We start from the raw sequence: 20,680 nt of genomic DNA, 5'->3' as shown, positions 1-20,680 counted from the left end.
GCTCGTCGACGGACTACTTGAGGAAGTCGGGGATGTCGAGGTCGTCGTCGCCGAATGCCGAGTCGAACGAGGACTCGGGAAGGGCGGCGCCCACAGACACCGGCTCGGCCTCGCGCTCCTGCGCGGCCGCCTCGTCGGCGGGCAGCGCCGGCACGGCGGGCGTCGTCACGATCCGCGACGCGGTGATCGGCTCGATACGCTGCTGCGGCTCGCCGCCGTCGAAGCCCGCGGCGATGACCGTGACGCGCACCTCGTCGCCGAGGGTGTCGTCGATCACCGTTCCGAAGATGATGTTCGCCTCGGGGTGCGCCGCCTCCTTGACCAGCTGCGCGGCGTCGTTGATCTCGAAGATGCCGAGGTTCGAGCCGCCCTGGATCGACAGCAGCACGCCGTGCGCGCCCTCGATCGACGCCTCGAGCAGGGGCGATTCGACGGCGAGCTCGGCCGCCTTGATCGCGCGGTCCGCTCCCCTCGCCGAGCCGATGCCCATGAGGGCCGAACCCGCTCCCTGCATGACCGACTTCACGTCGGCGAAGTCGAGGTTGATCAGACCCGGCGTGGTGATGAGGTCGGTGATGCCCTGCACACCGGCGAGGAGCACCTGGTCGGCGGTCGCGAACGCCTCGATCATCGAGATGCCGCGATCGCTGATCTCGAGGAGGCGGTCGTTGGGCACCACGATGAGGGTGTCGACCTCTTCCTTCAGCTTGCCGACACCGGTCTCGGCCTGCTGCTGGCGGCGGCGCCCTTCGAACGAGAACGGCTTGGTGACGACACCGATGGTGAGCGCACCGATCGACTTGGCGATCTTGGCCACGACCGGCGCACCGCCCGTGCCCGTGCCGCCGCCCTCGCCGGCGGTCACGAAGACCATGTCGGCGCCGCGCAGGGCCTCTTCGATCTCTTCGGCGTGATCCTCTGCCGCGCGTCGCCCGACCTCGGGGTCGGCGCCGGCGCCGAGGCCGCGCGTGAGTTCGCGGCCGACGTCGAGCTTGACGTCGGCGTCGCTCATCAGCAGCGCCTGGGCATCGGTGTTGATGGCGATGAACTCGACGCCGCGCAGGCCGAGCTCGATCATGCGGTTGACGGCGTTGACGCCGCCTCCGCCGACCCCGACCACCTTGATGACGGCGAGGTAGTTCTGGTTCTGGCTCATGCCGGCCTCCGTAGCCCTGGACCTGTCGAAACCTTCAACCTCTAGTAGAGGTATAAAGAATTGCCCGGTATGCAATTCCTGAATTGAAGGTAAGCGGATGCCGCCACCCGGCCGGGACCGGGGTGGGCGTGTCGCGACATCCCGTCCGATAACGGCGTCGTGAGGGGGTCAGCGGATGACGATCGCCGTCGGGGACGACACGTCGTAGACGCTCACGCCGGCGGGCGGGCGCGAGACCATCGCCTTGCCGAGGGTCAGCGCCTTCATCGCGGAGTCATCGGCGCTCCCCCACACGACGGTCGTCCTTGTGCCCCCGAGACGCAGGCTCACGTCGTCGGGCGTCGAGGCCATGACGCCGGTGACCTGCGACCGGATCTCTGCGGGCAGCGACTGCATGATCCGCCCGGCCGCGGTGAACGCGTCGGACGAGACGCCGCCGCGGATGTCGAGGATGGGCACGCCGGTCATCGGGGTCTGCGTGGTGGACAGCGCGACACCGGCGGCATCGACCAGCGTGTAGCCGGCGGGAGTCTCGATCAGGCCGATCGGCAGGCGCTCCACGATCCGCACGACGAGCTCATGCGGCGGCCTCGCCTCGAGCGTGTACGACTGCACGAGCGGGAAGGTGACCAGAGCCGCCTTCACCGCGCTCTCGTCGACGAGCGGCAGCGGCGTGCCGAGCTGGTCCCCGAGCGCAGCCCGCACCTCCGCCTCGTCGAGCTGCCGCGCGCCCTCCACCGTGATGGTCTCCACCGCGAACAGCGGACTGTACGCCGCGCCGATCGTCGCGAGGGCGAGGATGAGGAGGGATGCCGTCACCCCGATCCAGACCGCACGGCGTCGTCGCTGGCGCGCCGTGAATCGCCGCACCTCGGCACGCAGGGCCTTGCGACGGGCGCGCGCGGCGCGCCACACCTCGCGGATCCCCACCGCGTCGTCGGCGAAGGAGGCGTCCGAACCGCTCGTGCCGCCCACCGATGTCGGGAGCGGTGCGGGAGCGGCGCGGCCCGCGCCGCCGAACGCCTCAGCGGACTCGAGCGGGATGACCGGCGCGTCGCCGGCTTCGTCGACCGCGCGATCGGTGTCGTGGTCCGCAGACGCCGTCTCGCCCGCAGGGGCGGCACGCCGTGTCTCGCCGCCGACGGGCGGCGGGAGAGGCGACGGGCGGCGCATCCGGTGCTACTCCCCCGGGTTCGCGTGGGACGTGGAGCGGCCGAGGGCGTCGAGCACCTGCGGGATGATGAGGTTGACGTTGCCGCAGCCGAGCGTGATGACGTAGTCGCCGTCGCGCGCCACCGACGCGGTGTAGTCGGCCGCCTCCTGCCAGTCCGGCACGTAGTGCACGTGCGCGGGGTCGGTGAAGGCGCCGCTGACGAGTTCGCCGGTCACACCGGGCACCGGATCCTCGCGGGCGCCGTAGACGTCGAGCATCACGGTGTGGTCGGCGTGCGTCTCGAGCACCTGCGCGAACTCGCGGTACATCTCCTGCGTGCGCGAGTACGTGTGCGGCTGCTGGATGGCGATGATCCGGCCCTCGCCGACGACCGTGCGCGCGGCGGCCAGCGCGGCGGCGACCTCGGTCGGGTGATGGGCGTAGTCGTCGTACACGCTGACGCCGCGCTTCGTGCCGTGCAGCTCGAAGCGGCGCACCGTGCCCGCGAACTCCTCGACCGCACGGACAGCGGGCTCGAGCTCGAACCCGAGGGTCAGCAGCACCGCGACGGCGCCGGTGGCGTTGATCGCGTTGTGCGCGCCGGGTATGGGCAGCCGGCCGGCGACCGTGGCGCCGTCGTGGCTGATCGTGAACGACACCGGACCCTCGGTGCGGATGTCGGCGACGCGGACCGCGGCGTCGGCCGCCTCGCCGAAGGTCACCACACGCTCGTGCGTGAGCCGCTCCGTGACGAGGCGCGCACCCGGGTCGTCGGACGAGATGACCACGGCCTCACGGGCCTCGTTGCCGAAGCGGGCGAAGGCGTCGTAGAACGCGTCGGCGGAGCCCCAGTGGTCGAGGTGGTCGGGGTCGACGTTGGTGATGAGCGCGACCGACGTGTCGTAGAGCAGGAACGTGCCGTCGGACTCGTCGGCCTCGATGACGAAGAGCTCGTCGGTGCCGCTGCCGCTCGACACCCCGAGCTGGGCGATGACGCCGCCGTTGACGAACGTGGGGTCGGTGTCGAGCGTCCGCAGCGCGGTCACGATCATGCCCGTCGAGGTCGTCTTGCCATGGGCGCCCGCGACCGAGACGAGGCGGCGGCCGCCGATGAGCCAGTAGAGCGCCTGCGACCGGTGGATGACGTGCAGACCGCGCTCCTTGGCCAGCACGAACTCGGGGTTCTCGGGCCAGATGGCACCGGTGTGCACGACGGTGTCGACATCGTCGTGCAGGTTCGCGGCGTCATGCCCCACGTGCACCGTGGCGCCGAGCGCCGCCAGTTCCCGGAGGCCCGTGCTGTCGGCCCGGTCCGAGCCCGAGACACGGATGCCGCGCTCGAGGAACATACGCGCGAGGCCCGACATGCCGGAGCCGCCGATGCCGATGAAGTGGGCGGCCTCGATGTTCTCGGGGATGGGCAGGGTGAGGTCGGGTCTGATCATGACCCGTCAATCCTAAGTTGGGGTCGGGATGCCGTGGCCCCGGCGCGCCCGTCCGGGCGCGCTCCCCGCCTCAGCCCGTCGCCTCGGCGCAGCCGCCGTACTCGCCGACCGTCGTCGCGTCCGCGCACACCTCGTGCGCCCAGCCACCGCCGAACGCGTCCTTCGTCATGTCGGTGAAGACCTCGATGCCGCCCTCCGGAAGCGCCCGGTAGTACGTCACGATCTCGTCGCCCTCGACCGTCAGCGTGGTCACGACCAGCTCGGCGCCCTGGGCGCCGGCATCCGTCAGGCAGTCGATGGCATCCTGCGGAATCGCCTCCGCCTGCCCGAGCTCGACGCTGCCGCACGAGGGGAGAGGGATGCGGTCGGTGAAGGACGCGGGGGTGTCGGGTTCGGTCCGGACGGTGGGCGCCTGCCGGCCGTCGAGGCTCGGCGTGCCGCCGGGCGCCCCGCCACCCGTGGCGCAGCCGGCCAGCGCGAGGGCCGTCAGCAGCATCACGCCCATCGCGAACGGGCGTGAGTGGAACCTCTCGGACATGCCGCCTCCCGGGCTCGATCGACCGCACGCGGCCCCTCGTGTGTGAGTGTCCGCCGCGGGACGATCGTCTCGCACCACGGCACGCTACCGTGAGCCGCACCGAGCACCGCCCGCAGGAGGTCCCGCATGATCACGATCGACTCCGCCTCACCCGTCCCGCCGTTCGAGCAGCTGCGCGGCGGACTGGTCGACGCGATCTCGTCCGGCGAGCTCGCGGCGGGGCAGCGCCTGCCCACGGTGCGACGCCTGGCCGAAGACCTCGGCCTGGCGCCCGGGACCGTCGCCCGCGCGTACCGCGAGCTCGAGGCATCCGGTGTCATCGAGACCCGCGGACGCAACGGGACCTTCGTGTCGTTCAGCGACGATCCGGCGCACCGGGCCGCGCAGCAGGCGGCGACGGTGTTCGCCGAGCAGATCCGCAGCCTGCGGATCGACCCCGATGACGCTCTCGCGCTCGCCGCGGCGGCGCTGCGCGGCGGTGATCCGGGGAGCGCCTGACCCCGGTCAGCGCCCGAGGGCGACGTCGATGAGGGCGACCACGTTCTCGGTGCCGTTGCGAGTGCCGACGGATGCCGCGGCCGCCGTCATGGCCGCGCGACGGCCTTCGTCGGCCAGCAGCGGCACGACGTCGCTGCGCACGCGGTCGCCCGTGAAGTCGGCGTCCGCGATGAGGATGGCTGCGCCGGCGCGGACAGCCGACGAGGCGTTGAGGGCCTGCTCGCCGTTGCCGACGGCGTACGGAACGTAGACGGCCGGGATCCCGAGCGCGCTGATCTCACTCACCGTCGCGGCGCCGGCGCGCGAGACGATGAGGTCGGCGAGGGCGAACGCGAGATCCATCCGGTCGACGTAGCGGCGCACGGCGTAGCCGGGAGCGCCCGGGTCGGCGAGCGTCGACCGCTCCCCCGTCACGTGCAGCAGCTGCCAGCCTGCGGCGAGCACATCGCGCCACGCCGCGCCGTGGCCCTCGCCGAACGCCTCGTTGAGGCGCTGCGCGCCGAGCGAACCGCCGAACACCAGCAGGACGGGGCGCTCGGGGTCGAGCCCGAAGTGCACCGCCGCCTCGGCCCTGCGCGCGGCGCGGTCGAGCTCGACGATCTCGCGGCGCAGCGGCATCCCGACCACGCGGGAGCGCTTGAGCGGCGTGCCGTCGAACGCGACGCCGACGGCGGCCGCGGTGCGCGCGCCGAGCACGTTGGCGAGACCCGGCCGGGCATTGGCCTCGTGCACGACGAACGGCACGCGTGCGCGGCGGGCGGCGACGTAGGCGGGTGCCGACGCGTAGCCCCCGAAGCCGACGACCACGTCGACGCCACGCGTCGCGATGTGCGAGCGCACCTGGTTCACCGCGCGCGGGAACCGCACCGGGAAGGCCGCGGCCGCCGAGTCGGGACGGCGCGGGAAGGGCACCTTGTCGACGAAGAGCAGCTCGTAGCCCCGCTCGGGCACGAGCCGGGCTTCGAGGCCTTCGCGGGTGCCGAGCACGAGCACCTCGGCGTCGGGATCCTGCGCACGCAGCGCATCGGCCACGGCGAGAAGCGGGTTGACGTGTCCGGCGGTGCCGCCGCCGGCGAGCAGATACGTCGTCACCCGACGAGCCTAGCCGCCCGGTCGGGCGCCGAAGCCGCCCGGTCGGGCGGCCGGCCTGGGACGCCCGACGGTGGCCGGCGCGTCACGGCAGGAGCGTCAGCGGGCCGCGCGGGCCGCCCGTGAGGCGCGGGCGGCCTCGATCGCGGCCTGGCGCTTGGCCACCGCGGCGGGCAGGGTGCGGGCGAACGACAGCAGCACGCCCGAGGCGACGAGCACCGAGACGAGCGAGGTTCCGCCCTGCGACATGAACGGGAGCGGCACGCCGAGCACCGGAAAGACGCGGAGTACGACGCCGATGTTGATGAGCGCCTGGCCGACGATCCACACGGTGATGGCACCGGCGACGATGCGCACGAAGGGGTCATCGGTCTTGCGGATCACGTGGAACGCGCCGACGGCGTAGAGCGCGAACAGGGCGAGGACGACGGCGCAGCCGATGAGGCCGACCTCTTCGCCGACGATCGCGAAGATGTAGTCGTTCGCGGCGGCGGGCAGCCAGTCGTACTTCTCGCGCGAGTTGCCGAGCCCCAGGCCGAAGACGCCGCCGTTCGCGAGGCCCCAGATGCCGTGGAGCGGCTGGTAGCACGAGTCGAGGTAGTCGGCGATGCAGTTCTGGTCGAGGAAGCTCATGATGCGCCGCATGCGGTTGGGGCTCGTCACGGCGAACACCGCCATGCCCACGATCGCGAGGATGAGCGGGATCACGAACAGCCGCAGCTTCACGTTCGAGAAGAAGAGCGCGCCGAGCAGGATCAGCACCAGCACGATCACGGTGCCCAGGTCGTGACCGGCGAGCACCGTCGCGAACACCGCGACCGACACCGGCACGATCGGGATGAAGACGTGCTGCCACTTGCTCAGCAGCGTCTGCTTGCGGAAGAGGATGAACCCCAGCCACAGCGCGAGTGCCAGCTTGAGGAACTCCGACGGCTGCGCCTGCATGCCGGCGATGTTGATCCAGTTGCGATTGCCGTCGTTGTCGATGCCCAGCGGCGTGAACACCAGCAGCTGGAACGCCGTGGCCAAGATCAGCGCGGGCCACGCGATGCGCTTCCAGAACGACACCGGCACCCGGCTGGCGATGAACATCAGCGGCACGCCGATCATGGCGAAGATCGCCTGCTTGAGCACGGCCTCGTACGGAGGCAGCCCGGCAGCGGTCGCCACGGCGGACGTGGCCGACAGGATCATCACCAGCCCGAAGAACGTCAGCAGAAGCGCCGTCGACGAGATCAGCAGGAACTCGCTGGGCACCGGAGCGAACACACGCCCCAGCGACACCCGCGCGGCAAGGCCGCCGCCGCGGGCCGAGGCGTCAGGCGGTGTCGTCGGGGTCTGACGGGCCCGCGACTGCGTCGTGCTCATCGCCGGCCCCCGTTCCGATCCGTTCCTTCACCGCCGCCGCGAACCGCCGGCCCCGGTCCGCGTAGGACGAGAACTGGTCGAAGGATGCCGCGGCGGGGGCGAGCAGAACGACGTCCCCGTCACGCGCGATCCCGGCCGCCAGCTCGACGACCCGCGTCATGACCTCTTCAGTCTCGGCGTCGTCCACCTCCCAGACCGGCACCGCGGGCGCGTGTCGCTCGAACGCGGCGAGGATGGCGGTGCGATCCGTGCCGATCACGATCGCGGCTTTGGCGCCGGCGCCCCGCTCCGAGACGAGTGTCGCGATGTCGACGCCCTTCAGCAGACCGCCGACGATCCACACCGCACCGGGGTAGGCCGTCAGCGACGATGCCGCGGCGTGCGGGTTGGTCGCCTTCGAGTCGTCGACCCACGTCACGCCCGCGTGCTGCGCGACGACCTCGATCCGGTGGGGGTCGAGGCGGAAGCCGCGCAGGGCGTCGCGGATGTCGGCAGGGGCGACGTCGAGCGAGCGGGCCAGCGCCGCTGCAGCGAGGATGTTCGCCGCGACGTGCGGCGCGGCGAGACCGAGCTCGGCGAGCTCGGAAACCGTCGTGAGCTCCAGCGCGCTGGTGCGGCGATCCTCGAGGAACGCGCGGTCGACGAGGATCCCGTCCACGACGCCGAGGTCGCTCGGCCCGGGCACGCCGAGGTCGAAGCCGATGGCGCGTGCGCCCTCGACCACCTCGGCGTCCTCGACCATCGCGCGGGTCGCGGCATCCGCTTTGTTGTACACGCACGCGACGCGCGTGTTGTCGTACACGTGGGCCTTCGCGTCGCGGTACGCCTCGAACGAGCCGTGCCACTCGAGGTGGTCGTCGGCGAGGTTGAGGCACACGGCGGCGTGCGGCGACAGCGGCGCGGGTCCGTCCTGCAGGCCGAGGTACCAGAGCTGGTGGCTCGACAGCTCGACGACGAGGGCGTCGAAGCCGTTCGGGTCGCGCACCGCGTCGAGCACCGGGGTGCCGATGTTGCCCACCGGCGCCGCACGCAGTCCGCCGGCGACGAGCATCGACGCGGTGAGCCGTGCGGTGGTGGTCTTGCCGTTCGTGCCCGTGATCAGCACCCACTCGGCGGGCGTGCCGTCCGGCCGCGTGACCTTGTCGCGCACGCGCCACGCGAGCTCGATGTCGCCCCACAGCGCGATGCCCGCATCGCGGGCCCACGAGATGAGCGGATGCCCCGGCGCGAACCCGGGCGAGGCGACGATGACCTCGGGCGCGAAGTCCGCGAGGTGCTGCGGCACGGTGTCGAGCGCGCCGGTCCAGAGCCGGGCGCCGATCACCGGCACCAGCCGCGCGTACTCCTCGTCGGCCGTCTCGCTCACCACGAGCACCTCGGCCCCGAGCTCGGCGAGCGTGTCGGCGACCGAGAAGCCGGTCACCGAGAGGCCGAGCACGGCGACCCGCAGGCCCTTCCAGTCCGCGTACCAGCTGGTGAGCGTGTCGAGACGCTGTGAAGTCATGTGCGCGAGAGCCATTCGACGTAGAAGAAGCCGACGCCCGACACCGCGAGCAGACCGGCGATGATCCACATGCGCACCACGATCGTGACCTCCGACCAACCCCGCAGCTCGAGATGGTGGTGGAACGGGCTCATGAGGAAGAGGCGCTTGCCGCGCGTCACCTTGAAGTACAGGCGCTGCAGGATCACCGACCCGGGGCCGATGATGAAGACGCCGGCGACGAGCACGGCGAGCAGCTCGGTGCGGGTGAGGATGGCCATGGCCGCGATCACGCCGCCGATCGCCATCGATCCGACGTCGCCCATGAAGACCTTGGCCTTCGGTGCGTTCCACCAGAGGAAGCCGACGAGGGCGCCGACGAACGCCGCAGAGATGATCGCGAGGTCGAACGGGTCGCGGGTCGGGTAGCACGCGGCCTTCGCCGCCTCCGAGAGGCCGTCGCCGCCCCAGCAGGCCTGGTTGAACTGCCAGAAGGCGATGAGGCTGTAGGCGCCGGTGACGAAGATGCCGGCGCCGGCGGCCATGCCGTCGAGCCCGTCGGTGACGTTGACGCTGTTCGAGAAGGCGACGCCGATGAAGGTGATCCATGCCAGGTAAAGGATCCACCCGGCGATGAGCCCGAAGGTCATGAACCCGAGGACGGGCACGTCGCGGAAGATCGAGACGTACGGCGATGCCGGTGTCTCGTCGAACCCGTTGGGGAACATCAGCGCGACGACGCCGAACGGCACCGTGACGATCACCTGCCCGACGACCTTGCGCCAGCCGCTGAGTCCCATGAAGCGCTGCTGTCGCACCTTCATGTAGTCGTCGATGAAGCCGACGGCGCCGAGGCCGACCATCATCCAGATGACGAGCAGGCCGGAGATGGTGGGCGGGTTGTTGCCGACCACACCGCCGACGAGATAGCCGACGATCGTGCCGACGATGAAGATCGTCCCGCCCATCGTCGGCGTGCCGCGCTTGGCCTTGTGATTCGGGTTGCGGATGTCTTCTGGCGTGCGGATCACCTGTCCCCAGCCCCACTTGCGGAAGAGCCGCAGGAAGACGGGGGTGAGGAACAGCGTGAAGGCCAGCGAGATCGCGGCTGCAGTCAGGAGTGATCTCACGAGAACGATTCTCCCAGACGATCGCCGAGGAACCGCAGACCCGCCGAGTTCGAGGACTTCACCAGCACCCGGTCGCCGTCGCGCAGCTCGCCCTTCAGGTACTCGAACGCCTCGTCGGCGGTCGCGAAGAAGACGGCCTCGGCGTCCCACGACCCCTGGGCGACGGCTTCGAGGTACATGCGGCGGGCGTCCTGGCCGACCACGACGATCCGCTTGATCCCCAGGCGCACCGCGAGCAGGCCGACCCGGTCGTGCTCCTCTTCGGCGTGCTCGCCGAGCTCGCTCATGGCGCCGAGCACCGCGACGGTGCGTTCGTCGGGGCCGGTGATCTGCGCGAGCGTGCGCAGGGCGGCGGCCATCGAGTCGGGACTGGCGTTGTAGGCGTCGTTGATGATGCGCACGCGATCGGACCCGAGCGGCTGCATGCGCCAGCGCTCCGCGATCTCGACGGTCTCGAGCCGGGCGATGCAGTCCGCCAGCGAGACGCCCAGCGCCGTCGCTGCGGCGATGGCGGCCAGCGCGTTCATCACGTGGTGCTCACCCAGCACACGCAGCTTCAGCGGCGCGGACACGCCGCCGGCGGTGACTTGGAAGGAGGTTCCGGATGCCGTCACCACGACGTCGTCCGCGCGCACCTGCGCGTCGGGGCCGCGGCCGAACCAGAGCACGTCCACGCCGCGCTCGGCGGCGATCTTCGCCATCGCGGCCACTCGGGCGTCGTCGGCATTGAGCACCGCCAGCCCGCCGGGGCGGATGGAGCGCACGAGCTCGGACTTCGCCATGAAGGTCGCCTCGATGCCGCCGAATCCGCCCGCGTGCGCCATGCCGACCATGAGCACGATGCCGATGTCGGGCTCGACGAGACCGGCGAGCCGCGCGATCTCGCCGGGGGCGCTCGCGCCGAACTCGCTCACGAGGTACTTCGTGTCGTCGGTCACGCGCAGCATCGTCAGCGGGGCGCCGACCTCGTTGTTGAACGACGCCTTCGGCGACACGGTCTCGCCCTCGCCCTCGAGGATCCGGGCGAGGAGGTTCTTGGTGGTCGTCTTCCCGTTCGAGCCGGTGATCCCCACAGCCCGCAGAGCGCCGCCCTCGCGGACCTGCTCGACGACCGTGCGGGCCAGGTCGGCCAGCGCGTCCACCGCGGAGGGCACCACGATCTGCGTCAGGGCCGCCCCCTCGACGGGGTGCTCCACGATGGCGACGGATGCGCCCGCCTCGGCTGCGGCTCCGACGAAGAGGTGCCCGTCGGTCTCCTCCCCCGGCTTGGCGACGAAGATGTCTCCGCGGGCGATCAGGCGGGAGTCGGTGTCGACGGTGCCCGACACGACGGTCTCGGACGAGTCGCCGTCGGCGAGGACCGCCTGACCCCGGACGGCACGGGCGAGCTGGGCGATGGTAAGGGGGATCATGTGGTCTCCGGCCGGATCGGAAGCGTCACCCGAACTTGGGCAACAGCTTCGGCGCCGTCGTCGAGGGCATGACGCGATAGGTCTTGAGGACCTGGGTCATCGCCTTCTGGAACGCGGTCGCGTTGGCCGCAGACGATGTTACCTTTTTGGGTTCGTCGAGCGTGACGACGACGACGTACTCGGGGTCGTCGGCGGGCGCGAATCCGACCATCGTCGTGTAGTAGACGCCCGCCTTGTAGCCGCCCTTGCCGTCCGACTTCTCACCGGTTCCGGTCTTGCCTCCGATGCGGTAGCCGGGGATCTCGACCGCCTTGGCGTACGGCGCCTGCAGGAAGACGTTCTCGAGCATCGACCGCACCTGGGCGGAGGTCGACTCGCTGACCACGCGGGTCGGCTCGGGAAGCTCGGGCTCCACCACCGTGCCGTCGGCCGTCGTGCAGGACTCGATCAACGAGAGGGGCATGCGCAGCCCGCCGTTGGCGATCGCGCCGTAGGCGCCGGCGAGCTCCGGCATCGTCGTGGTGAGGCCCTGGCCGAAAGACGTGTTGTAGGTCGTCTGCGCGCCCCACTCTTCGACGGGGTGGATGTCGCCGGACTCCTCGCCGCTGAACTGCACGGCGGATCCGGACCCGATCCCGAACTTCTTGAAGTACTCGTAGCGCGTCGAGGACGGCACCCGCTCGCTGAACTTCGAGATGCCGGCGTTCGACGAGTCGATAAGCACACCCGTCAGCGTGTACGTGTACGCCGGGTGCTGGAACGAGTCGCGCACGCGCGCCCCGCCGGGGAAGTTCTCGAGGCTCGACGCCACGACGGTCGACGCCGGCGTCTGCCCGCCGGCATCGATGACGGTCGCCGCGGTCAGCGCCTTGAACGTCGAGCCGGGCTCGAACGTGCCCTCGAAGATCTTGCTGCCTCGCACGCCCTTGACGGCGCCGGGCTCGTTGGGGTCGGCGGTGGGGTACTCGGCGGCGGCGCGGATCTTGCCGGTCGCGGTCTCGACGACGAGGATCGCCCCGCGCTCCGCCCGCATGTCCTGCACCTGCTCGCCGATCAGCTGCTGCAGGTACCACTGCAGATCGCGGTGGATGGTCAGCTCGAGCGTGCCGCCGTCGACGGCATCCTGCTGCACCTTCGTGCCGGGGATGATGACCCCGTCCTTGCCCTTCTGGTAGGCGCGCTTGCCGTTGGTCGCGATGAGGCAGTCGTCGTACGACTTCTCGAGGCCTTCGAGTGCGTCGCCGTCGGTGCCGACGAAGCCCACGAGGTTGCCCGCGACCGCTCCGTCGGGATACGCGCGCGCCGGGTGCTGGAGGCACACGATGTAGGGGGTGCCCAGATCGGCGAGGGCGCGGAACTGCTCGGTCGACACCCCGCGCTCCAGCTCCGCGTACCGGCTCCCCGGATCGGCGGCGAGGGCGGCGCCGACGATCTCGCGCACGGCCTCGGGAGTCGTCTCGAGGATCTCGGCGACGTCATCCGACACCTCCGCCCAGAGCCGGGCATCCGACTTCTCGTCGAGCACCTGCGCGTCGATCTGCGTGATGAGCAGCGGGTCGAGCTGGCAGTCGTACTCCAGGATGCTGCCCGCCAGAGTCTGCCCGGTCTCGTCGACGATCTGCCCGCGCGTGCCGTAGAGCGTCTGCGAGCCGCGGAGGGCGATCTCGAGCGAGTCGGCGACGTGCTCGTCGGCGTTGACGACCTGGATGTCGACGAGCCGCACCATGAATCCGGCGAGGACCGCCAGGACGACGGCCAGTGCGACGACGGTCCGGCGGCGCGGGCTGCGGGTGCTGCGTGTCGTCATGGATTCAGTGTGTGCTCGGCGTGGGGAGTCCGTCGGTGATGGGAGGCGGAGTGTTGCCGACTCCGCTGCCGCCGGCGTCGGTGCCGGCAACGACCGGGACCACCGGCTTCCCGCCGATGGTCGCGTCGGGCTCCGTCACGAGCGGCGTGTCGGCGATGAGGGCGTTCGGCACCGCACCGCGGCCGATCGCATCGACCGACGACGATCCGAGCGAGACCTCCCCCGCTCCCAGGAGCGCGCCATCGCTGAGGCGGAGGTAGCTGGGCGACTCGTCGATCACCATGCCCAGCGCGGCCGCGTTCGCCGCCAGGTACTGCGGCGAGCTGAGACCTGCGACGTCGTCGTAGAGGATCTGCTTCTCGTAGGTCAGGTCGCGCTGCTGCTGGGTGAGAGTGGAGAGCTCGTAGGAGCTCTGGGTCGTCATGATCGACAGCACCATCTGAGCACCGGCGATGAGGAACGCCCCGAGCACGGCGACGACGCCGTAGAGGAGCTTCGGGCGACGGCGGCGCGCCGGTGCCTCGACGACGCGGAGCCGGCGATCGGGCCGTCCCCCGCGTTCGGGCGCGATCGCCGGTGCGGTCCCTCGCGCGGCGACGGTGCTCAGTGCGGTCGCGGTGCTCATGCGTCCTCCCGCACCCGCTCGGCCGCGCGCAGACGCACGGGCGTGGCGCGCGGATTGACCGCGCGTTCTTCGTCGGACGCCAGTTCGGCGCCCTTGACGAGCAGCTTGAACTTGGGCGCGTGCTCGGGCAGCTCGACCGGCAGGCCGGCAGGGGCGGTGGAGGCCGAGGCCTCCGCCAGCGCTCGCTTGACCAGGCGGTCCTCGAGCGACTGGTACGACAGCACGACGATGCGGCCGCCCACCGGCAGCGTGCTGAGGGCCGCGGGGATGGCACGATCGAGCACCGACAGCTCGCGGTTCACCTCGATGCGCAGGGCCTGGAACACCCGCTTGGCCGGGTGCCCGGTCCGCTGAGCCGCGTACGGCGTGGCCGCGACGAGGATCTCGACCAGGCGGCCGGAGCGCTCGATCGGCGCCTCGGCGCGCGCGGCGATGATCGCGCGGGCGTAGCGACCGGCGAGCTTCTCTTCGCCGTAGCGCTCGAAGATGCGCCGCAGGTCGCCCTCGCCGTAGGTCGCGACGATGTCGGCGGCTGTCGTGCCGGCCGACTGGTCCATGCGCATGTCGAGAGGGGCGTCCTGCGAGTAGGCGAAGCCCCGGTCTGCGACGTCGAGCTGCAGTGACGAGACGCCGAGGTCGAACAGGATGCCGTCTGCCGCGGCGTATCCCGCTGAGGCGACGGCGTCGGCGATGCCGTCGTAGACCGTGTGCACGAGCGTGACGCGGTCGCCGAAGCGGGCCAGGCGCTCGCCGGCGATGCGCAGGGCGTCGGTGTCGCGGTCGAGGCCGACGAGCCGGATGCCTGGGAACCGCTCGAGGAAGGCCTCGGAGTGGCCACCCATGCCGAGGGTGGCATCGACGAACACCGCGCCGTCGCGCTCGAGCGCGGGGGCGAGCAGCTCGGCGCAGCGCTCGAGAAGGACCGGGGTGTGGATGTCACGGAGGTTCATGTCGTACGGGGCCGTGTCCCTCGGTCCTGATCCCCATCCGCTCCGACCTGGCACCGGGGAAGTGATGTCAGGGCACGAGCAGCTGGGAGTCAGGACCGAGGGCTCTCAGAAGAGGCCCGGAATCACCTCCTGCTCCAGCTCGGCATAGCTCTCTTCGTTCGCGTCGGCGTAGGCGTTCCACGCGTCGGCGTTCCAGATCTCGGCATGGGCGCCCACGCCGGTGACGACGAGGTCGCGCTCCAGGCCTGCATAGGCGCGCAGCGGAGGGGGGATCGTGATGCGGTTCTGGCTGTCCGGCTTCTCGGCGCTCGCGCCGGAGAGGAACATGCGCAGGAAGTCGCGCGCCTGCTTGTTGGCGAGCGGCGCCTCGCGGATGCGCTCGTGCACCCGCTCGAACTCCTGCGTGCTGAAGACGTACAGGCAGCGGTCCTGTCCGCGAGTCACCACGACGCCTCCACTGAGGTCGTCGCGGAACTTCGCGGGAAGGATGACGCGGCCTTTGTCATCGAGCTTCGGAGAGTGCGTGCCCAACAGCATCGGCTCATCACTCCCCCTTCATCCCGGCCCCCCTGGGTGTACGCCACTTTACTCCACTTCCCTCCACTTTGTCACTCATTCATCGCGCGACACTCCACCGCGCCTCCATTCGGCGCGCGATGGCGCGATTTCCGGGCAAAGAAAAAGCACCGACCCGAAGGTCGGTGCTCGTCTCCCGTGTCAGCGGGTGTGGCGGATCAGCGCCCCTCTTGACGCCTGTCCCAGCGGTTGTTCATACGGTCCATGAAGGACGACCCCTGGGGGGCCTTCGCCGGCTTCTCGGACTCGACACGCGCGCGGCCCGCGCCGCGGGTGGGAGTCACAGCGAGCAGGACGCCCGCCAGCATGACCACGAAACCGATCACGCCGACCACGATGAGCTGCTGCGAAACGCCGACGATGAGCCCGCCGAGGCCGAGGAGCACGAGGATCGTCCCGTAGACGATGTTGCGATAACTGAGGCTGCGTCCGTCACTGGGCGCGCTGACGACGTCTGCGTCGTTGCGCATCAGATGGCGTTCCATCTCGTCGAGCAGACGCTGCTCCTGTTCGGAGAGTGGCATGCATCCCCCTCTTTAGCTCGCTTGCACCGATTCTACGCGTGCCGTAGATCACTAGGCTAGGCCCGTGTCAGCCTCTCCAGATCCTGTCGAAGCCATTTCCCAGCGTCTGGACATCTTCGTCACGGCTCAGCGACTCCACGCGGCCGGCCTCGGCGCCGAGGCGGCCTCCTTCGTCGAGGCGGCCGCGGCCACCGTGGAGGGCGGCAAGCGCCTGCGCGGCCGCTTCTGCATCGCCGGGTGGAGGGCAGTGGAGGAAGCATCCCGCCCCGCTCCCACTCTGCCCGCCGAGGTCGTCACCGCCGCCGCGGCGCTCGAGGTGTTCCACGCCGCCGCCCTCGTGCACGACGACGTCATCGACAACTCCGACACCCGCCGGGGCCGCCCCGCCGCGCACCGCGCCCTCGAGGCCTCGCACCGCGATGCCCGCTGGGAGGGGGATGCCGCGGCCTTCGGTCGCTCGGCCGCCGTGCTCCTCGGCGACCTGCTCGTGGCGTGGAGCGACGACCTCTTCGAAGAAGGACTCGCCGTCTCCCTCACGGCCCGGGCGTCGGCCGCGCGCGCGGAGTACGCCACGATGCGCCGCGAGGTCACGATCGGGCAGTTCCTCGACATCGCCGAGGAATCCGCCTTCGTCACCGAGGACGACGACCGTCACGCCGACCGCGCGCTGCGCGTGGCGTCGCTCAAGTCTGCGCGCTACAGCATCCAGCAGCCGCTCGTGATCGGCGCGGCACTGGCCGGCGCGGATGCCGCGCAGGTCGCCGCTCTCGCCGCGTTCGGGCATCCGCTCGGCATGGCATTCCAGCTGCGCGACGACGTGCTGGGCGTGTTCGGCGACGAGCGCGAGACCGGCAAGCCGTCGGGCGACGATCTCCGCGAGGGGAAGCGCACGGTGCTCATCGCCTACGCACGCGAGTCGCTCGCGCCGCCGGCCCGGCGCATCGTCGACGAGCTCGTCGGCGACCGCACCCTGGACGCGGCGCAGATCGCGTCGCTGCAGCGCACCATCGTCGAATCGGGCGCGCTCGAACGGGTCGAGAGCCTCATCGCCGCGTATGCGCGCGAGGCGGAGCGGTCGCTCTCGGGTGCACGGCTGGGCAATGCCGCCGTGGGCGAGCTTCGCGACCTGGCACGGGCCGCGACAGTCCGCGTCACCTGACGCGGGGTGTCACGCCATCGTCTGGGCGACGCGGCGGACCTCCGCCTTGCGTCCGGCCCGCAGCGCCTCGATGGGCGGGATGCCGATCGATTCCTCCGGCGTGAGGAGCCAGTCGATGACCTCGTCGTCGGAGAATCCGGCGTCGTGCAGCACGATCGCCGTGCCCCGCAGCGACGCGAGCGGATGTCCGTCGACGATGAACACGGCGGGAACCTTGAGTGCCCCGTCGCGTCGTGAGCCGACGAGGTGGGACTCGTCGATGAAACGGCGGACGCGTCCGAGCGGTTCGCCCAGCACCTCCACCAGTTCGGGCAGGGTGAGCCATTCGGTCTCGATGCGCGGAGCGTCGTCAGCGGTCACTCAGCAACTATCCCACTCCTCCGGCGCCCTTCGCACGTCCCGCGCGACCACGCTTGCGCCACATCAGTCACATCCACCTCTCATTTCCCGTCCGTTGACACCCGTTGACATCCGTGACACGGTTCTGGAAGTCCGAAGAGGGGGGAAATCTCTTGCGACCTGATACCCGCACCCACCGTGCCCACCCGCCGAAAGTGGTCTCCGCGGGCGTTCCCGCAGCGATCCTCGGCTCAATCGCCCTCGTCCTGTCGGGGGTTCCCGCCCACGCTCAGGAAAGAGCGACCGAAGAGCGGATGCCGCGCCCCCTGCCCCTCCGCGCGCTGCCGGCCGCCGCCGCGGCGCAGGTTCCGGCCGTGGTCACGACCACCCGCGGCATGGCCGCGACCCCCAGGACCTACACCGTGAAGCGCGGCGACACCGTCAGCGCGATCGCCGCGCGCTTCGGCCTGCGCACCGTCGACGTGCTCACGCTCAACGGCCTGACCTGGAAGTCCACGATCTACCCCGGGCAGGTCCTCACACTCTCGGCCGCCGCGAAGCCTGCACCCGCGAAGCCGGCGCCCGCCACGAAGGCGAAGGCCGCGGCATCCGGCACCTACACGGTCAAGCCGGGAGACACCATCAGCGCCATCGCCCAGCGGCACGGAGTCTCGACCGCCGCGATGCTCTCGGCCAACAGGCTCGGCTGGTCGTCGATCATCTACCCCGGCCAGAAGCTCACGATCCCCGGCATGGTCCGAGCGGCGGCATCGGAGCCCGTGAAAGCGGCACCCCCCAAGGCTGCCCCGGCGCCGGCCCCGTCTGCCGCCCGCAGCCATGTCGTCACGGCGGGCGAGACGATCAGCGCGATCGCGGCACGCCACGGCGTCTCGGTCGGCGCGGTACTCACCGCCAACAAGCTCGGCATGTCGTCGATCATCTACCCCGGTCAGAAGCTCACGATCCCGGAGACGGCGGCAACCTCCGGCCTGGACGCCGCGCAGCAGGAGAACGCCCGCCTCATCATCCGGGTCGGCCGCGAGCTCGGCGTTCCCGACCGCGGCATCGCCATCGCCCTCGGCACGGCGATGCAGGAGTCCTGGATCCGCAACCTCGACTGGGGCGATCGCGACTCGCTCGGCCTCTTCCAGCAGCGTCCGAGCACCGGCTGGGGCACGGCGGCGCAGATCCGCGACCGCGTGCGGTCCATCAAGGCCTTCTACGGGGGCCCGTCGGATCCGAACGGCTCGCGCACCCGCGGCCTGCTCGACATCCCCGGGTGGATGAACATGACGTTCGCGCAGGCGGCCCAAGCGGTGCAGATCTCGGCGTATCCCGATCGTTACGCTCGGTGGGAGAAGCCTGCGTACGCCTGGCTCGCGGCGCTCGGGTAGGCCGAGAACGAACGCTCGCAGGGTGAGCCGTTCCGCGGGCTCGCAGGTCTGCGTCCGTAGACTTTCCCCGTGAGCACGAGCCAGCAGACGGACCCGCTGATCGGGCGTCTGGTCGACGCCAGATACCGCGTCCGCGCTCGCATCGCCCGCGGCGGAATGGCCACGGTCTATGTCGCCACCGATCTGCGCCTCGAGCGCCGGGTCGCGCTGAAGGTGATGCACGGTCACCTGAGCGACGACACCGTGTTCCAGAGCCGGTTCATCCAGGAGGCCCGCGCCGCCGCGCGCCTCGCCGATCCGCACGTGGTCAACGTCTTCGACCAGGGCCAGGACGGCGACATGGCGTACCTCGTCATGGAGTACCTTCCCGGCATCACGCTGCGCGAGCTCCTGCGCGAGCAGCGTCGGCTGACCGTCCCGCAGGCGGTGTCGATCCTCGACGCCATCCTGTCCGGGCTCGCCGCCGCGCACCGCGCGGGCATCGTGCACCGCGACGTCAAGCCCGAGAACGTGCTCCTCGCCGAGGACGGGCGCATCAAGATCGGCGACTTCGGGCTCGCCCGCGCGACCACCGCCAACACGGCCACGGGCGCCCAGCTGCTCGGGACGATCGCCTACCTCGCGCCCGAGCTGGTGACCCGCGGCACCGCCGACGCGCGCAGCGACATCTACGCGCTCGGCATCATGCTCTACGAGATGCTCACCGGTGAGCAGCCGTACAAGGGCGAGCAGCCCATGCAGATCGCCTTCCAGCACGCGACCGACTCCGTGCCCCGGCCGAGCGTGAAGAACCCCGGCGTGCCCGAGCCCCTCGACGAGCTCGTGCTGTGGGCCACCGAGAAGACACCCGACGACCGGCCGTCCGACGCCCGCGAGATGCTCGACCGCCTGCGCGAGATCGAGCGCGAGCTCGGGATCACGCCGAGCGTGACGCGCACCATGCCGCTCGGCATGATGCGCGAGGACGGCGTGCCGTCCGGAGACCTGACCGCCGTGCTCCCCTCGCCCGGCACCGGGCCGACGGCCGCCGTCGAGGAGGTCGACAACGCCACGGCGCTGCGCGCCGCCGCGCGCCGCCGCAGCGCGAAGGGCGGCTGGCTCATCGCCCTGGTGATCCTGCTGGCGGCACTCGCCGGCGGGCTCGGCTGGTGGTTCGGCTCCGGACCCGGCTCGATGGTCGCCGTCGCCGATGTGTCCGGCCTGACCTTCGCCGACGCGCAGGCTCGCCTCGCCGAAGACTCGCTGGTGGCGGTCCAGCAGGGCCAGACGAGTCTCGACGTCGAGGCCGGCCTCGCGATCGGCACCGACCCGCGGTGGGGCACGCGCGTCGACAGGGAGGCCGAGATCACGGTGCTGATCTCGCTCGGCCCGGCCGAGGTCACCTTCGAGAAGCTGAACGGGCAGACCGAGGAGGACGTGACTTCGCAGTTCGAGGCGACGCACATCACCATTCGTGACAGCGCTCCGTATTACACGGATGCCGCCGCTGGCGTCGTCGTGTACGCCGTCGTCCACCCTGCGACCGGCGGCGAGAACGTGGAGTGCGGTGAGGGCTGCACGGTGCACGAGGGTGACTCCGCAACTTTGGGCGTGTCTCTTGGCCCCCTCCCCAGCGTCGTCGGCAAGCCCGTCGACGAGGCCGTCTCGACGCTCGGAAGCCTGGACATCACGGTGACGGAGCGCCCCGAAGAGTACAGCGAAGAGATTGCCAAAGGCTCCGTGGTGCGCATGGCCGAGCGAGCCGGCGGCGGCTGGTGGCGACCGGGCGACTCCGCCACCCTCGTCGTCTCACTTGGCCCGGCCCCCATCGAGGTCCCCGATGTCGTCGGGCGCAATCTGGCTGAGGCCATGGGCGAGCTCGAAGCGGCCGGCTTCCGGCCGACCTCGGTGGTGCCTCAGTTCGTCTGGGGACTGTTCACGGTCGGCTCGACTGATCCCGCCGCAGGGACGCTTCACCCACGGGGCACAGAGGTCAAAGTCACCTCGTCGGGTTAGGCCGCGCAACCCGTTGGGCTGGCGGATGCCTCGTGCCGA

General features: G+C 70.9%; 19 protein-coding genes. 4 read left to right on the top strand and 15 right to left on the bottom strand.

Features of this window, described 5'->3' with window-relative positions; genetic code table 11:
- Positions 1-13: 13 nt before the first annotated feature.
- From ftsZ to H9622_RS09970, 4 genes are all read right to left on the bottom strand, one after another.
- Positions 14-1,156 (bottom strand): cell division protein FtsZ, encoded by a 1,143-nt coding sequence (gene ftsZ / locus H9622_RS09985; RefSeq protein WP_191766252.1) that lies wholly within the window; start codon positions 1,154-1,156, stop codon positions 14-16.
- 168 nt (positions 1,157-1,324) lie between these two features.
- Positions 1,325-2,329, bottom strand: coding sequence for an FtsQ-type POTRA domain-containing protein (locus H9622_RS09980; protein ID WP_191766251.1), 1,005 nt, complete (start codon positions 2,327-2,329; stop codon positions 1,325-1,327).
- A gap of 6 nt (positions 2,330-2,335) precedes the next feature.
- Entirely contained in the window at positions 2,336-3,754 is a 1,419-nt protein-coding gene (murC, locus tag H9622_RS09975; RefSeq protein ID WP_191766250.1) for a UDP-N-acetylmuramate--L-alanine ligase, read from the bottom strand.
- Positions 3,755-3,824: 70 nt separating this feature from the next.
- Complete coding sequence (locus H9622_RS09970) at positions 3,825-4,292, bottom strand: hypothetical protein (protein WP_191766249.1); 468 nt, start codon at positions 4,290-4,292, stop codon at positions 3,825-3,827.
- 126 nt (positions 4,293-4,418) lie between these two features.
- Here H9622_RS09970 and H9622_RS09965 point away from each other — a divergent pair, with 126 nt between their 5' ends.
- A complete protein-coding gene (locus tag H9622_RS09965; protein WP_191766248.1) occupies positions 4,419-4,790 on the top strand; it encodes a GntR family transcriptional regulator in 372 nt (123 codons plus the stop codon).
- A 6-nt stretch (positions 4,791-4,796) separates the two neighbouring features.
- Here the strand turns inward: H9622_RS09965 and H9622_RS09960 are convergent, their stop codons facing one another.
- The 10 genes from H9622_RS09960 to H9622_RS09915 all read right to left on the bottom strand — a co-directional run bounded on the left by H9622_RS09960 (position 4,797) and on the right by H9622_RS09915 (position 15,754).
- Positions 4,797-5,882: a UDP-N-acetylglucosamine--N-acetylmuramyl-(pentapeptide) pyrophosphoryl-undecaprenol N-acetylglucosamine transferase gene (locus H9622_RS09960; protein ID WP_191766247.1), complete on the bottom strand. Its 1,086-nt coding sequence runs from the start codon at positions 5,880-5,882 to the stop codon at positions 4,797-4,799.
- A gap of 96 nt (positions 5,883-5,978) precedes the next feature.
- Complete coding sequence (ftsW, locus tag H9622_RS09955) at positions 5,979-7,247, bottom strand: putative lipid II flippase FtsW (RefSeq protein ID WP_191766246.1); 1,269 nt, start codon at positions 7,245-7,247, stop codon at positions 5,979-5,981.
- Positions 7,198-8,751, bottom strand: coding sequence for a UDP-N-acetylmuramoyl-L-alanine--D-glutamate ligase (gene murD, locus H9622_RS09950; RefSeq protein WP_191766245.1), 1,554 nt, complete (start codon positions 8,749-8,751; stop codon positions 7,198-7,200). Before murD ends, ftsW begins: the two co-directional genes overlap by 50 nt.
- Entirely contained in the window at positions 8,748-9,860 is a 1,113-nt protein-coding gene (mraY, locus tag H9622_RS09945) for a phospho-N-acetylmuramoyl-pentapeptide-transferase (protein ID WP_191766244.1), read from the bottom strand. The genes murD and mraY overlap by 4 nt, the downstream gene beginning before the upstream one ends.
- Positions 9,857-11,272 (bottom strand): UDP-N-acetylmuramoyl-tripeptide--D-alanyl-D-alanine ligase, encoded by a 1,416-nt coding sequence (locus tag H9622_RS09940; RefSeq protein WP_191766243.1) that lies wholly within the window; start codon positions 11,270-11,272, stop codon positions 9,857-9,859. Before H9622_RS09940 ends, mraY begins: the two co-directional genes overlap by 4 nt.
- Before the next feature lie 25 nt (positions 11,273-11,297).
- Complete coding sequence (locus tag H9622_RS09935; RefSeq protein ID WP_191766242.1) at positions 11,298-13,079, bottom strand: peptidoglycan D,D-transpeptidase FtsI family protein; 1,782 nt, start codon at positions 13,077-13,079, stop codon at positions 11,298-11,300.
- A gap of 4 nt (positions 13,080-13,083) precedes the next feature.
- Entirely contained in the window at positions 13,084-13,704 is a 621-nt protein-coding gene (locus H9622_RS09930; RefSeq protein WP_191766241.1) for a hypothetical protein, read from the bottom strand.
- Complete coding sequence (rsmH, locus tag H9622_RS09925; protein ID WP_191766240.1) at positions 13,701-14,654, bottom strand: 16S rRNA (cytosine(1402)-N(4))-methyltransferase RsmH; 954 nt, start codon at positions 14,652-14,654, stop codon at positions 13,701-13,703. The genes H9622_RS09930 and rsmH overlap by 4 nt, the downstream gene beginning before the upstream one ends.
- Positions 14,655-14,759: 105 nt before the next feature.
- Entirely contained in the window at positions 14,760-15,191 is a 432-nt protein-coding gene (gene mraZ / locus H9622_RS09920) for a division/cell wall cluster transcriptional repressor MraZ (RefSeq protein ID WP_191766239.1), read from the bottom strand.
- A gap of 197 nt (positions 15,192-15,388) precedes the next feature.
- Positions 15,389-15,754, bottom strand: a complete 366-nt coding sequence (locus H9622_RS09915; protein ID WP_191766238.1) for a DUF3040 domain-containing protein — start codon at positions 15,752-15,754, stop codon at positions 15,389-15,391.
- A gap of 64 nt (positions 15,755-15,818) precedes the next feature.
- On the opposite strand from H9622_RS09915, the gene H9622_RS09910 reads away from it, so the two are divergent.
- Complete coding sequence (locus H9622_RS09910) at positions 15,819-16,913, top strand: polyprenyl synthetase family protein (RefSeq protein ID WP_191766237.1); 1,095 nt, start codon at positions 15,819-15,821, stop codon at positions 16,911-16,913.
- Positions 16,914-16,922: 9 nt separating this feature from the next.
- On the opposite strand, the gene H9622_RS09905 is transcribed toward H9622_RS09910, so the two are convergent.
- Positions 16,923-17,273, bottom strand: a complete 351-nt coding sequence (locus H9622_RS09905) for an Rv2175c family DNA-binding protein (RefSeq protein WP_318247081.1) — start codon at positions 17,271-17,273, stop codon at positions 16,923-16,925.
- 221 nt (positions 17,274-17,494) lie between these two features.
- Between H9622_RS09905 and H9622_RS09900 the strand changes: the two genes are divergently transcribed.
- Positions 17,495-18,646 (top strand): LysM peptidoglycan-binding domain-containing protein, encoded by a 1,152-nt coding sequence (locus H9622_RS09900; RefSeq protein WP_449843661.1) that lies wholly within the window; start codon positions 17,495-17,497, stop codon positions 18,644-18,646.
- A 69-nt stretch (positions 18,647-18,715) separates the two neighbouring features.
- Positions 18,716-20,641: a Stk1 family PASTA domain-containing Ser/Thr kinase gene (pknB, locus tag H9622_RS09895; protein WP_191766235.1), complete on the top strand. Its 1,926-nt coding sequence runs from the start codon at positions 18,716-18,718 to the stop codon at positions 20,639-20,641.
- Positions 20,642-20,680 lie beyond the last annotated feature (39 nt).

Origin of the sequence: Microbacterium gallinarum (assembly GCF_014837165.1) — a bacterium.
Lineage (GTDB): Bacteria > Actinomycetota > Actinomycetes > Actinomycetales > Microbacteriaceae > Microbacterium > Microbacterium gallinarum.
This window is presented reverse-complemented; position numbering and strand designations above follow the sequence as displayed.

Bases quoted from the DNA above. Each gene is read 5' to 3' on its own strand.
- ftsZ (WP_191766252.1), bottom strand. From the start codon at position 1,156: ATGAGCCAGAACCAGAACTACCTCGCCGTCATCAAGGTGGTCGGGGTC.
- H9622_RS09980 (WP_191766251.1), bottom strand. From the start codon at position 2,329: ATGCGCCGCCCGTCGCCTCTCCCGCCGCCCGTCGGCGGCGAGACACGG.
- murC (WP_191766250.1), bottom strand. From the start codon at position 3,754: ATGATCAGACCCGACCTCACCCTGCCCATCCCCGAGAACATCGAGGCC.
- H9622_RS09970 (WP_191766249.1), bottom strand. From the start codon at position 4,292: ATGTCCGAGAGGTTCCACTCACGCCCGTTCGCGATGGGCGTGATGCTG.
- H9622_RS09965 (WP_191766248.1), top strand. From the start codon at position 4,419: ATGATCACGATCGACTCCGCCTCACCCGTCCCGCCGTTCGAGCAGCTG.
- ftsW (WP_191766246.1), bottom strand. From the start codon at position 7,247: ATGAGCACGACGCAGTCGCGGGCCCGTCAGACCCCGACGACACCGCCT.
- murD (WP_191766245.1), bottom strand. From the start codon at position 8,751: ATGACTTCACAGCGTCTCGACACGCTCACCAGCTGGTACGCGGACTGG.
- H9622_RS09940 (WP_191766243.1), bottom strand. From the start codon at position 11,272: ATGATCCCCCTTACCATCGCCCAGCTCGCCCGTGCCGTCCGGGGTCAG.
- H9622_RS09935 (WP_191766242.1), bottom strand. From the start codon at position 13,079: ATGACGACACGCAGCACCCGCAGCCCGCGCCGCCGGACCGTCGTCGCA.
- H9622_RS09930 (WP_191766241.1), bottom strand. From the start codon at position 13,704: ATGAGCACCGCGACCGCACTGAGCACCGTCGCCGCGCGAGGGACCGCA.
- rsmH (WP_191766240.1), bottom strand. From the start codon at position 14,654: ATGAACCTCCGTGACATCCACACCCCGGTCCTTCTCGAGCGCTGCGCC.
- mraZ (WP_191766239.1), bottom strand. From the start codon at position 15,191: ATGCTGTTGGGCACGCACTCTCCGAAGCTCGATGACAAAGGCCGCGTC.
- H9622_RS09915 (WP_191766238.1), bottom strand. From the start codon at position 15,754: ATGCCACTCTCCGAACAGGAGCAGCGTCTGCTCGACGAGATGGAACGC.